This is a genomic window from Limnospira platensis NIES-39 (genome assembly GCF_026000695.1).
In the GTDB taxonomy this organism is placed as follows: Bacteria; Cyanobacteriota; Cyanobacteriia; order Cyanobacteriales; family Microcoleaceae; genus Limnospira; species Limnospira platensis.
On sequence record NZ_AP026945.1, the window covers coordinates 3,566,635 to 3,579,560 of the forward strand.

The window sequence follows — 12,926 nt, forward strand, 5'->3', positions numbered from 1 at the left end:
ACATCACATCCCCTCTCCCCCTCTTCTCTGGGTTGTTTCTGGGTCTGTGGTTGCCCATCCCACCGCTAATGGTAAATTAGAGCATCTCTAGATCTGTTTATTGGTGAACCATCGGTAAACTAACCGACTCACCAACCAGCCGGATAAGATACTTAAAACAATCGTCGCTAGTCCCCCCCACCATAGGCTACTCACCGACGGTGGCTGGTTGGGATCTTTGTCGATATACTGGGAAAGGCTGAGGGTGATAGCCGGAGTCAGGATTTGTCCGACTGCGATCGCAGCACAAGACCCGGTGAGCAACTGACCTAACTTTTGTTGCTGGTCACTCTGTTGTTTTTGGATTCTTTCATCATCAATACTCACTTGAGTTTGCACACTCAACATCAGTTTATCATACAATTGCAGACCCGGACTCACAAATCCAATAGTGGTTTCAATCTGCTTTAAATAATGCTCCGCCTCATCGATAAAATCCCCCAAAAATCCCCCTAATTTCTCGCCCGTATGTTCTTCGATTTGTTGCAGACGTTTTCGATAATTATATAAATTCACTCGCAGAGTTTTCTCTTGGTCGGCAAGGAAAGAGAGTTTCTTATAAAACTCTAAAGACTGGTAAGGTAGCTGCTTGAGCGATTCTTTATTCCACTTCGTCTTTGAATAGTCCTCAGTTTGCTTTTCAATGTCTTTATATTGTTGACTGATTAGATTTTTCAAGGCCCGACTTTGGCTGTAGAAAAAGTTGATTTTATGATAGCTAAGTATCATGTTTTGTAGGATATTATAAAATTCATCTGCTTTTTCCTCAGTTTCAACATCTTGGTAGAGAATCACTCCCATGAGATGAGTGGATTCAAGAGACAAGTTATTAATCGTCTTAACTTTCACCGATTTGGGATAAAGATAGAAAGGACTTCCTAGAAAATTACATTTTATTAAATCATCCTCCGAGATTGTTTCGGGATAGTATAGCCTTAAACATTGAGCAGCAATCTCACGACTTCCCCAGCCTTGATAGTCTTTTTCTGATATAGTTGCTGCCAGAATAGTGGTTTGTCCGAGTTCAATATTGAGCGTAGAAAGATGTTCGCTGAGATTGCCAAAAGTTTTTAAGTCTTGAAGACCTTCTTCGGAGGGGATATAGCTAGTGAAGCGCAGTAAATAGGTATCATTTAGGCGATATAATGCCAAGCGACTGGTAATAATCCCGGTTTCTAAAAATAAGAAATTTTCATTTTCTTCTTTGCATTCCTCGGGAATTTCCTGCCACTTTAAATCCAGCAAATTCCCCCAGAGTGACACATCTTCTTCCGGGGGAATTAAGCGGACGAACCCGTCCGCATATTTATGGGTTTTGCTAGTTAAATGAGAAGTGATTTTATGCAAATTTTCAGTAAAATTATCACGGCGTTCCTTTAGTTGTTCATCAGAATCATTCAGACCATTTCGCAACACATAATGATAGAGGTGGAGGGTTGGGCAGAGAAGTTTAGGAGGCTGGCTGGTTGTCATTTTTGATGGCTATCTTTATTGGGTTTAATTTCAGTTGCCCACTTTTGGATGTCTTGGCAAGCATCTCGACCTTCATTCTCAATATCTCTGCCTGTAATAGGGAGGCCATACGCTTTCTTACCAGGGTCGCCCGTTTTTTTCACCAGTTTATCGATACCATCTTCATCCAGGCGATCGTAAATTTCTCCAAACCATTCCTTTAGCTGTTCATTCCCCGGTTGCTGGCAGAATGCGGTGATATGATTTGCCATCGCGGCGGGGTTAAGTTTATCTTCCGGTGGGAGTTTGGTTAAATAATCGGCAATAGAAATAGCAGTTTCGCGATCTAGTTTTTGCTGTTCTTCTGTACCGGAAAGCCCCAGCATTTCGTGAAATGCCACACAGATAAAAAAATCGCTCTCACTCATCTGGATATCGCTGTTACTCATGGTTTAAACTCCAGTCACAATAAACGCCGCCCAAAAGTAAGGATTCTCAAAGGAAATCCCCTGTAAACGCTTCAGCGCCCTTTCCAAGCGAAACTGCTCTTTAGGTTCTAGTTTACTCAAATCCCAGTTATTTGCGCGGTTTCTCAACTCATCTGCCGTGCGAGTTCGCAACCAGTTTTGAGCATTTTGCAGCCCCACGGCTTTATCTGGGGTCTGTTCTAGCTGACGGTAGAACTCATCCAGGAGAAAGGCAGTGGCGATGGAATTGACTTTCCACAGACTGCTGACAACCGCTTTCGCACCCGCGAGGAGGAACCCGGTAGCAATCCCCAAACACTCATCCGTGGGTTGAAAGGCATCCACCACTCCGGTACAGCAGGCGGAAAGGGTCACTAAGTCAGCGTCGGGGAGGTGCAAGTCGGCAAATAGGGTACTCAGGGTGAGGTTTTCTTTGTGGTCTTCCGATAGCATCAGATAGGAATCTAGGGGATTCTTAAAATTGTACTCAGCATGACCGGAAAAGTGGAAGCAATGGTAATTTTTGGCCGATTCCAAAATCTTGGATTTTCTGGCCTCGCTGCCGGTGAAAACTTCCGGTTTGGTAAAGTTGCGACCCTGGCAAATACTAGCCATTTCCGCCTTAGCAAAGATTAAATCTTTGTCGTCCGTGGGGTTTTCAATACCCAGAAACGAATCGCGAGACCTTTGGCGGTTTTGACAGATTTTCCAAATTTGCAGGTTGGGGAAATAGCGAACTGAAAAACGGTCAATCAGGCGCTGAGTTGGATTCAAAGGGACCGCATGAATGGGAAATAGATGTAAACTGTTATTGGGAACGATGATTAACTGCTGAATCTGGCGCGGGAGGTATTTCTCTAATTCACTGAAATTGAGCAACTCTCCCAGATGGTCAATGCGCCTGGGTAACTCTTCCCGAGTCGTCTGGATTGCGTCATTTTTAGATTTGCTTTTGTCCGCTAAATCTGCCACCCAGTCTCGCGCCAACCTTTCAAAAGGATTCTGGGGTTTGAGATTGACTCGCAGTTTTTCAGGAATTAAGGGGGATTCCTGTCCGGGGAGAATCAGCAGAGTGATGAGTTCGTTTTCGGTGAAGAAAAACTCAATAATTGCTGTGTCTGAGGGCAGTAATTTTTTAACTTCCTCGAAAGAAATGGGGTAAACTTTGGTTTTTGCGATAAATTCCGGTTCGGTTTCCGCAACTTGGCGGTAAAGGTTTTCCAAGGTTTCTTTAGCATTTTCCCAGTCGAGACTGAGGGTTTCTAATTCCACTTCGGGGAGATGCTGATTCATGTTGTCCGTATAGGCTTGTAAGGTTTGGCGTTCTCTTTGTTTGGCGGTGTTGATGTTTTGGGCGAGTTGCTTGGAGATAGTAGCAGGGAAGGATGCATCTTGTTGGGCGATGCGTTCTACGAGATAACGGTTTCTGAAGAGTTCGGTGTAAATAAAGGCGCGTTTGTTATCTTTAAAATGAATAGAAAAAGAGACAATTTGTTGATACAGTTGTAAATAGGATTGCAGTAAAGAGCGGCGAGTCAGAATATCCCGTCCCTGCTGCATTCGGTCTAGGCAAGCTAGAATCCGTTGATAGCAAAACTTTTTCTTTTGATAGGAGTTGACGGAAAAATAGCGATCGGCTGTTTCTTTGAGTCGAGTCGTGGTGAGAAACAGCAGCAGATTATCTTCATCCTGTTCCCGTTCTTCTGACTGCCGAGGGTCGAGTTTTTGCAGGAGGTTTTTGACTTGCTGACGGGTATAAGCCGAGGAACTTTTATGCAGCAGTTCTCTCAATCCTTCAATCGTGGTAGAGTTTCCGGGACAAGCTATTTTTTCTAGGGTTTCAGCAATTGAACGTAGGGAAGAACTGTTATCTAGCCATTCTATTAGTTTTTTAATAGCCATCTCATTACCTGTGGCAATTTGACCCAAAGTTTTTAAATCTTGGCTGCGATTTTTTTTATCTTTATTAGTTTCCAAAAGCTTGACTAAAGCCGAAATTGCCCTTTCGTTACCTGTGCCGATTTGACCTAAGCTTTCTGCCACTCGTCTGCGGGTGTACCAATCAGTAGAGGTTTCCAGGAGATTGACTAACGCCGACATTGCGGTTTCGTTATCTTTGCCGATTTGACCTAAGCTTTTTGCCGCTTGTATGCGGGTAGACTTATCGGTAGTAGTTTCCAGGAGATTGACTAAAGCCGAAATGGCAGTTTCGTTATCTTTGCCGATTTGACCTAAGCTTTCTGCTGCTAGTATTCGCGTAGACTCATCGGTAGTAGTTTCCAGGAGATTGACTAAAGCCGAAATGGCAGTTTCGTTATCTTTGGCGATTTGACCTAAGCTTTCTGCTGCTAGTATTCGCGTAGACTCATCGGTAGTAGTTTCCAGGAGATTGACTAAAGCCGAAATGGCAGTTTCGTTATCTTTGCCGATTTGATTTAAGCTTTTTGCCGCTTGTATGCGGGTAAACTCATCGGTAGTAGTTTCTAGAAGCTTGACTAAAGCCGAAATTGCCGTTTCGTTATCTTTGCCGATTTGACCTAAGCTTTCCGCTGCTTGTCTGCGGGTAGACTCATCGGTAGAGGTTTCCAGAAGATTGACTAAAGCCGAAATTGCGGTTTCGTTATCTTTGCCAATTTGACCTAAGCTTTGTGCTGCTAGTATTCGGATATCCTCATCGGTAGTAATTTCTAGAAGGTTGACTAACGCCGAAATTGCCGTTTTGTTATCTTTGCCGATTTGACCTAAGCTTTTTACCGCTTGACTGCGGGTAGACTTATCGGTAGGGGTTTTCAGAAGATTAACTAACGCCGAAATTGCCGTTTCGTTACCTTTGCCGATTTTACCTAAGCTTTCTGCCGCTCGTTTGCGGGTAAACTCATTGGTAGAGGTTTCCAGAAGCTTGACTAAAGCCGAAATTGCCGTTTCGTTATCTTTGCCGATTTGAACTAAGCCTTGTGCTGCTCCTATGCGGGGACCCACATCAGTAGAGGTTTCCAGAAGCTTGACTAACGCCGAAATCGCAGTTTCGTTACCTTGGCCAATTTTACCTAAGCTTTCTGCCGCTGGATTAAGAATGTAAAAATGAGTAGTAGTTTCGAGAAACTTGACTAATGCCAAAATTGCCGTTTCGTTACCTTTGCCGATTTCACCTAAGCCTTGTGCTGCTCGTTTGCGGGTATCCTCATCAGTAGAGGTTTCCAGAAGCTTGACTAAAGCCGAAATTGCCGTTTCGTTATCTTTGCCGATTTTACCTAAGCTTTCTGCCGCTAGTATGCGGGTAAACTCATCAGTAGAGGTTTCCAGAAGCTTGACTAACGCCGAAATCGCAGTTTCGTTACCTTGGCCAATTTTACCTAAGCCTTGTGCTGCTCCTATGCGGGGACCCACATCAGTAGAGGTTTCCAGAAGCTTGACTAACGCCGAAATTGCTGTTTCGTTACCTTTGCCGATTTTACCTAAGCTTTCTGCCGCTGGATTAAGAATGTAAAAATGAGTAGTAGTTTCGAGAAACTTGACTAACGCCAAAATTGCCGTTTCGTTACCTGTGCCGATTTGACCTAAGCCTTGTGCCGCTCGTCTGCGGGTATCCTCATCAGTAGTAGTTTTCAGAATATTAATTAACTCATCAATCCTCTTATCTTTCATTTGGCTTCAAACGAGTTTAGGGTAGACACCAAGGGGACTGGAAAATAGGGAGAAGTCTCCAGCAGTCGGGTTAGGGGACTCCTCTGGCAATATCGCTCTTAACTTGCGGTATGCTGATTATACCCTGGACAACGACTTTAGGCAGGACTTCCCCCTGGGGATGTGTTGGTAGAACCGCAGACAAAAGACTTGGCAGGAGTTAAGGAACCATGACAAAAGCCCCCGACTGCGAAATGTGGTTTGAGGAAGGGATGGTATGGCAAGAGCAGGAGAACTATGCTCAGGCTTTGGATTGTTTTGAAAAAGCGATTGACTGTAACCCTCATTTTATTCCCGCTTGGGTGTACAAAGGCATCATTTTGGAGCAATTAGAAGACTATGAAGCGGCAATCCGGTGTTATGAACAAGCGATAAAAATTAATCCGGATGTGGCAGATTTATGGTACAATGAAGGGGCGACGCTGTGTAATTTACATCGGTATGAAGAGGCGCTAATTTGTTTTGATAAGGTGCTGGAAATAGATCCCTATCATGCCATTTGCCAGACTACTCGCGCCCTGACTTTAGCAACTATTCCCAATCCGATCGCACTACCAAAGGGTAAGTATTCGGAGTCAGAAATTAAGCCCCTGGAAGCTGAAGCATCGATCGCACTCAGTTTAAGAGAGGAAAATCAAATGGCTGGGGAAATATGCCAGTCAGAATGGGAGCCAGAATAACAAGAGAAATTAGCTACCCTTCACTTCAATAGCTATAATTAAATAAAATATCTGCCCTTTTACTAGCGGATAGACATGACTCAAAGCCTAGACCCGACAATAGTACCGCCCGCTTTTCCCGATCACACTCAATTACCTGAATCCGACGGCACGTTTGTGAAAAACTTTCAAGAACATCCCCAGAGTATTTTATTGACCGATTCTCTGGAAAGCACATTGCAAACTCTCCACCCCGACGGACAATATGCGATCGGGCAAGATAGTGGCATTTATTGGCGGGAAACTGACCCGCCTGAACGGGGTGCCGAAGCCCCAGATTGGTTCTATGTTCCCAATGTTCCACCGCAATTAGATGGTCAATATCGCCGTTCTTATGTATTATGGCGGGAGTATACGGCTCCTTTTGTTGCCATTGAATTAGCCAGCGGCGATGGTTCTGAAGAACGAGACAAGACCCCCCTCTCTCGTTTGCCAGAAGGCGGCAATCAAAAACCCGGAAAATTTTGGGTTTATGAGCAGATTATTCGCATTCCTTATTATGCAATTTATGTAATTAAAACCCATGAGTTAGAGGTTTATCACTGGGTGGATGGTCGCTATCATCGGTTGGAACCGAACGATCGCCATCATTATGCGATCGCCACTATGGGAGTCGAGTTGGGGGTGTGGTCAGGTAGCTATCAAAATCAGACTCAGCAATGGTTACGTTGGTGGGATAACCAGGGTAATTTATTGCTCACTGGTAGTGAATTAGCTAAACTCGAACGCCAACGGGCCGATCGCGCCGAACAAACCCAACGAGAAGCCATTCCTAAACTGCTGTCAATGGGTTTAAGTATAGAGCAAGTAGCTCAGGCTTTGTCGTTGTCGGTGGAAGATGTGGAAAGACTGCGTTAGAGATTAAAATGAACGGCGATCGCAGATAGGCGCGATCGCTATTCAAGACTGTGGCGATAATTCCCAAGCCGATAAGGTTGCCAAAAGTGCATCAATTTAGAGGATGAAAATCACCTCAATAATCACGACCATCCCCATTAGTTGCTACTGGGAAATTTATGGTTTCCCAAGAAATGAAGTCTTAGCTGTTGGTATTAAGTTTAGTAACAACTCTTGAGCGATCGCTTTAACCACCGGAATGGTCACCGAATTTCCCAACTGACGATAAGCCTTATTCTGATTGGGGTGAAGTTGGAAAGAATCTGGGAACCCCTGTAAACGCGCCGCCTCACGGGGAGTAATTCGACGGACTCTTCCCCGATGATATACCCCCAATCGGTTCGCATCACTAGCCACCAAAGTCACCGATATTTTATCGGGGTCGAGAAACTTATAGACTTCAAAGGAAAAATTACCCGCCACTGGCTTATATTTATCATCAATAATTTGCAGATAGTTTTTGTCAACCAAAGACCCTAATAATTGCTGTAAATTTGGATGGGGATAAAAACTGGCAATTTGAGCCTGGGTGAGTAACTTCCCATCTTGATGTTGACCAAAAACCTTATGGCGGCGTTTAGTAATCAAGCGATTCATCAGGTCAATTTCCTGGGGGGTACAGTCTCCCCGTAACCCTAACTCCCAAGAGTGAATCGAGTTTCCTCCCCGATAGTCAATCAGTCTCACCCCATGTAATTTCTCTAAGTCCCCCTTCAGAAAAGTTCGTAATGCGGTGGTAAATTCCGCAGAACAATCATAATGTTGGGGGGGATTATCCTCTAAAATATCTCTGACTTTACAGGGAGTTTGATACGCCGAAAATAAAGACAGTTGACCGGACTGATAAGAGTGAGAATCCTTAGCCCCCAAATCGGACAAAAGGTTAAAGTGAGGGGTTTGATTCAGAACACCCATCATATAGGCTCGGACACGATTTTGGGGGACACCATAATTGGAGCTATTCAGTAAAAATAGGTCAAAACTATAACCCCGCTCTTGCATTTTTTGGCGAATTGTGTTAATAGTTTTTCCTTGGTCATGGGTGACTAAACCGCGAACATTCTCAAAAATAAAAGCCTGGGGTTGTTGGCTATCTATGAGGCGTAAAATCTCAAAAAACAAGGTTCCCCGCGTATCTCCAAATCCGGCTTTTTTTCCCGCGTATGAGAAACTTTGACAAGGAAATCCAGCCAGCAAAATATGATGAGGGGGAAGGGAGGAAATGGTCTTAATATCCCCTTGGGGAGTTTCGGAAAAGTTGGCTTGATAAACCTGTCTAGCATCCCTATCAATTTCACTACTGAGGAGACAATCAGGGATGCAACCGAAGGAGTCAACCGCCTGTTCAAAGCCGAGTCGCAATCCCCCAATTCCGGCGAATAAATCTATAAATTTAACAGTTTTCATTTTCTATAAAGTCGAGAATAAAGTGGTTTAAGTAATTCAGTTCTGACTCAGAAAATACCAAAAGCAAGTGGCTATACTCATCAATAGTATTCAGAGCAGATTGGCGTTGGAAGTTACCGACTCCATCAATGATATAAATAATCTTGTTACCCAAGCCATCAATCTGCTCAAATCTTGATTTTGCTTGACCCGCTTTCCGCTCAATTGTGCTATTTGTGGTTTCCTGAAAGCTAATTTCAATTGCTATATATTTTTCACCTTTATTCAGGACGATATCAAAGTTGGTTTCTCTTTTTCCGATTTGCTTATGGCTGACTCCAGGAATGGTAGAATTGAGGTTGATATCAATATCCTTGTGATTTAACTTTTTGGCTAAATATTTATATATATGACGTTGCAAAAGCTGACCCAAATCATTACTTTTAGCTCCTGCAGTAATACGGCTTAGATAAATATAACGCTGGCTTATAAACTCGGAAAGTTCATCGTACTTACCCATTAATTCTCCAATTTGACATCCCCAAGTCTTAAAAATGCCAGAAATTTTAGTATTTGTTGAATCTCCAGCAAACAGGATAACAACAATAATATCTTTATATACTTCAGACAAAGCGTGTTTTTTAAACAGCGATTTCTGGCTGGAAATGTTAAGTTTTTGGTTTGATAATATTCCTGATATGGGTAACGCCTGAAAACGATAACAAAATTGAGTATTGTTCCAAACATACTCTAATTGTCCATCGGGGAACAATAAATGAAACTCTTGATTTAAACGTTGTAGTTTTTCCCCTCCAAAATCTGCTAAAATTAGAAGGTGTTTGAGAAATAAATTAGCGGAGAGCTTTGATATTTCTAAAGCGGTAAAGATATCTAGGGGATTTTCTAATTCCAAGGCAAGAATTGAGAGAAACTGCTGTTGGGTTTCAATCAACACCGGGATAATACTCTGTTTGAGTTGTTGTTGAACCAAAAACTCTGGCCAGAATAAAGATGCTGACTGATGCAATTCCTCAATTGTTCGTTTTTGAACCATAGATGATTAAACAGTTTTCCTATCAGGATTTGTGAAGCCTTGACTAAATTTGGGCATCCCAAGGTAAATCTACCAGGTCTTAGAGGCTAAACTAAATTGGGGAATACCCAGGGGACGCAATATGCTATTAAGATAAGGTGGGATGGAGACGAGACGGAAAGTGGGGTAAAGTATGATTATATTGGGGCTGTTTTGGCGGCGCTGCAAACTGTAAACCTTAACATATAGCGCTGGCAGACTCGTTGTCAACCCTTTTTTGACCCGGTTTCTTTTTTTAAGGTATCGTGGGGAATTAGAAACCCGGCTTCTGGAAAAAAAACCGGGTTGGTTGGGGAGATGTTAGAAAGTATCGCTAAAATCTCTCAAATTCTACCCGTTTAACGCCATGGTTTCTGATTCCAAAGAAGCGGCTATTTGTTGTTGATTAAGACTACGACCAATAAACACCAGTTGAGTTTGGCGAGGTTCGTCGGTTTTCCAGGGGCGATCGAAGAAGGCCTCAAATCGGTTTCCGACTCCTTGAACTACCATCCGCATTGGTTTATTGGCGACGGCTACAAAACCTTTAATCCGGTAGATTTCAAACTGCTGGGCGATCGCCTTTAATTGATTGACTAAACTAGCCGAGTCCCCAACCGGATCTAAGACTAAATGCACAGCATTGATATCATCATCGTGTTCGTGTTCCTCTTCCTGGTCATGGTGACTTGGGCGACTGTCCAGATGGTCTTCTACGGCTGCATTAAAGCCTAATAATATGTCAGCCGAAATTTTACCTTGCTGACAGGAAACCATCTGCACTCCTGGGGTTAACTCCTGTTTTAGCCATTGGTGAACCCGCTGCTGAGACTCTTCATCAATGCGATCGCCTTTCGTCAAAAGTACCAAATCAGCACAGGCTAACTGATCCTCAAATAACTCCTCAATTGGTGTTTCATGTTCCAAGGTTTCATCCGCTTGGCGCTGCTGTTCTAAAGCCTCTAAATCTCCCACCAGTTGACCATTAGCTAAGGCTTCACTATCAACTACCGTAATCACACCATCCACAGTGGCTTTAGTGCGAATTTCCGGCCATCGGAACGCTTGCACCAGTGGCTTGGGTAAAGCTAAACCAGAGGTTTCTATTAATATCGAATCAATCGTATCCTGGCGTTTAAGTAGTTCTTGCATAGTGGGCAAAAACTCTTCCTGGACGGTGCAACACAGACAACCATTGGCTAATTCGATGATATTAGTTTCCGTTTCTTCTTCGTCACACACTTGGCAAGATTTGAGGATTTCGCCATCAATACCTACTTCGCCAAATTCATTGACTAATACCGCGATACGACGACCTTGGTTATTTTGTAGTAAATGGCGGATTAGGGTGGTTTTTCCAGCCCCTAAAAATCCGGTGATGATGGTTACAGGAATTTTATGCACGGTTTTTTGACTCCTCCGAAATTATAGCGATTGGCTATCTATATAATGTTGAGATTTTCTTAGGGTTTAGATGGGCGATCGCTATGATATTTAGATTGTGAAAATACTAAATCAACCATCATCCATACCTCGCAGATGAATCAACAATAGGTTACTTATCGGCGGGCATTCTGACTGAGAGACCAACAGAGTCCCATCACAGTTGCGGGACAGCGCCGGACTTACACCGGACTTTCCCCGTTTCCTCTAAGGGCTGATTTCCCTTAGAACCGATATCGAGAATATCTTATCACAGGTTGGGCTAATTCGGGGAAAAACTAAAAAAAGTCCCTGCTTATTTCTAAACAGGGACGGTTTGTTATTAGTGACTAGGGAGAGATAGGTAAATTTGATGACTTAGGCTAAGTTAGTGAAAATCAAAGCCCCAATAGCGCCGCTAACGGCGATCGCCATCAGTAAATTTGTAAAAAATCTTCCGTATTCTGCATTATAGCCAAGGGCTTTATCTTCCTGACCACCTGTGAAGAATAAAGACCAGGCTTGGTTAGCGGTAATCACTTCTGAGGGACTGTTAAAGTCCGGTCGAAAGATTACGGGTCCCATCATGTATTGGTTAGGAAAGTTAAAATCTGTTTTCATACAATTCTCCGAAATGCTACTGAAATTATAGGCTGAGAAAATCTGGGTTTTACAGGCTAGTTAACCAGCCGATTAAACCATGTCCGGTTAATACTTCTAAGGCTAGGGCGGATACAAACCCGATCATAGCTAGTCGTCCGTTGAGTTTCTCTGCGTGTTTGTTGAAACCGAATTGTTGCGCTTCCTCTACATATACTTGGGGTTCGATCGCATAAACGTTTGCGCGTCCACCTTCTTCCATAATTTGTCCACGAACCATAATATTTTTGCCTCTTTGACTTCTTGTAAACAAATGTAACACACTACAAACAAATATTGCAAGTAGTTGACAAAATTAATTTTTGTGGTATAATTTTTGATTTTTCTAAACAAGGGGGTTTGTTAAAAATTTATTAACAATGGGATTTTTAACCTAGTTATATGGTATTAATTAAAATTAATTCTCAATTAGCTCAACAAGAGCCAATAGATTATGGACAATGATAACTACTGTGCCGATGTATCCGTGAACTGCTTTGATGGTGGATCAAGCTGGTCAGGATTTACTTACCTCAAAGACAACACTGGTCACGATCGCACCATAAGTGAATCACCAGAATCATTGGTTGTAGTGGGCAAACCATCAACTCCGGGAGCCTTTGCTTTGTCGGAGGCGAAGGTAGGCGATCGCTTATATATAGTTGCTCTCAACTGTGCCGGAGGCAATACCCGTCTAATGGGAATGGGGTTAATGCCCGGTGTAGAATTAAATGTCATTAGTTCCACAACCAGTGGATCAGTGATTATCGCCCTAGGCGACCATCGCTTAGGACTGGGGGCAGATATGGCTGAGAATATTCAGGTCGCCACAGAAAACCTCACCCAGTCCAAAAGGAAACTCTCATCAATGAATAAAACTAATGTTGTGCAGTTGCGCCATGCGGCGATCGGTTCTCGGTTGCGGGTGGTTGGTTATGACTCTGGTGCGGGTAGCTACAAACGGAAATTATTAGCCATGGGATTAACTCCAGGGGTCGAATTTACAGTCAAACGCCACGCCCCTTTAGGAGACCCGACCCAAATTGAGGTCAGGGGATTTAACCTGAGTTTACGCAAAGACGAAGCAGATGCCCTCCAGGTGGCATTAATCGACCCATCCTAAACGAGGAACAAAATTGTGAGTCAGTC

At 43.3% G+C, this 12,926-nt stretch carries 11 protein-coding genes and 1 riboswitch; of the genes, 3 read left to right on the forward strand and 8 right to left on the reverse strand.

Annotated elements, in window-relative coordinates:
* Window positions 1-87 precede the first annotated feature (87 nt).
* The 3 genes from N39L_RS17520 to N39L_RS17530 are packed head-to-tail and all read right to left on the reverse strand — an operon-like array spanning window position 88 to window position 5,603.
* Window positions 88-1,512 (reverse strand): hypothetical protein, encoded by a 1,425-nt coding sequence (locus N39L_RS17520; protein WP_006616455.1) that lies wholly within the window; start codon window positions 1,510-1,512, stop codon window positions 88-90.
* Complete coding sequence (locus tag N39L_RS17525) at window positions 1,509-1,940, reverse strand: hypothetical protein (protein WP_014275878.1); 432 nt, start codon at window positions 1,938-1,940, stop codon at window positions 1,509-1,511. Before N39L_RS17525 ends, N39L_RS17520 begins: the two co-directional genes overlap by 4 nt.
* A 3-nt stretch (window positions 1,941-1,943) precedes the next feature.
* On the reverse strand, window positions 1,944-5,603 hold the full coding sequence (locus tag N39L_RS17530) for a HEAT repeat domain-containing protein (RefSeq protein WP_014275879.1): 3,660 nt from the start codon (window positions 5,601-5,603) through the stop codon (window positions 1,944-1,946).
* Window positions 5,604-5,812: 209 nt separating this feature from the next.
* Here N39L_RS17530 and N39L_RS17535 point away from each other — a divergent pair, with 209 nt between their 5' ends.
* Complete coding sequence (locus N39L_RS17535) at window positions 5,813-6,322, forward strand: tetratricopeptide repeat protein (RefSeq protein WP_006618014.1); 510 nt, start codon at window positions 5,813-5,815, stop codon at window positions 6,320-6,322.
* Window positions 6,323-6,397: 75 nt separating this feature from the next.
* A complete protein-coding gene (locus N39L_RS17540; protein ID WP_006618015.1) occupies window positions 6,398-7,219 on the forward strand; it encodes a Uma2 family endonuclease in 822 nt (273 codons plus the stop codon).
* A gap of 156 nt (window positions 7,220-7,375) precedes the next feature.
* Here the strand turns inward: N39L_RS17540 and dcm are convergent, their stop codons facing one another.
* The 5 genes from dcm to N39L_RS17565 all read right to left on the reverse strand — a co-directional run bounded on the left by dcm (window position 7,376) and on the right by N39L_RS17565 (window position 12,018).
* A complete protein-coding gene (gene dcm / locus N39L_RS17545; RefSeq protein WP_014275880.1) occupies window positions 7,376-8,665 on the reverse strand; it encodes a DNA (cytosine-5-)-methyltransferase in 1,290 nt (429 codons plus the stop codon).
* Window positions 8,652-9,698: a DpnII family type II restriction endonuclease gene (locus tag N39L_RS17550; RefSeq protein ID WP_006618017.1), complete on the reverse strand. Its 1,047-nt coding sequence runs from the start codon at window positions 9,696-9,698 to the stop codon at window positions 8,652-8,654. The genes dcm and N39L_RS17550 overlap by 14 nt, the downstream gene beginning before the upstream one ends.
* 369 nt (window positions 9,699-10,067) lie before the next feature.
* Window positions 10,068-11,120 carry a cobalamin biosynthesis protein CobW gene (cobW, locus tag N39L_RS17555; RefSeq protein WP_014275881.1) on the reverse strand — a complete coding sequence of 351 codons (1,053 nt, stop codon included), beginning with the start codon at window positions 11,118-11,120 and terminating at the stop codon, window positions 10,068-10,070.
* A 143-nt stretch (window positions 11,121-11,263) separates the two neighbouring features.
* Window positions 11,264-11,409, reverse strand: a riboswitch (cobalamin riboswitch).
* Between the two features lie 107 nt (window positions 11,410-11,516).
* Window positions 11,517-11,759: a hypothetical protein gene (locus N39L_RS17560; protein ID WP_006618019.1), complete on the reverse strand. Its 243-nt coding sequence runs from the start codon at window positions 11,757-11,759 to the stop codon at window positions 11,517-11,519.
* Window positions 11,760-11,808: 49 nt separating this feature from the next.
* Window positions 11,809-12,018 (reverse strand): chlorophyll a/b-binding protein, encoded by a 210-nt coding sequence (locus N39L_RS17565; protein ID WP_006618020.1) that lies wholly within the window; start codon window positions 12,016-12,018, stop codon window positions 11,809-11,811.
* A gap of 213 nt (window positions 12,019-12,231) precedes the next feature.
* Between N39L_RS17565 and N39L_RS17570 the strand changes: the two genes are divergently transcribed.
* Window positions 12,232-12,900, forward strand: a complete 669-nt coding sequence (locus tag N39L_RS17570; RefSeq protein ID WP_006618021.1) for a ferrous iron transport protein A — start codon at window positions 12,232-12,234, stop codon at window positions 12,898-12,900.
* The last annotated feature ends 26 nt before the right edge of the window (window positions 12,901-12,926 follow it).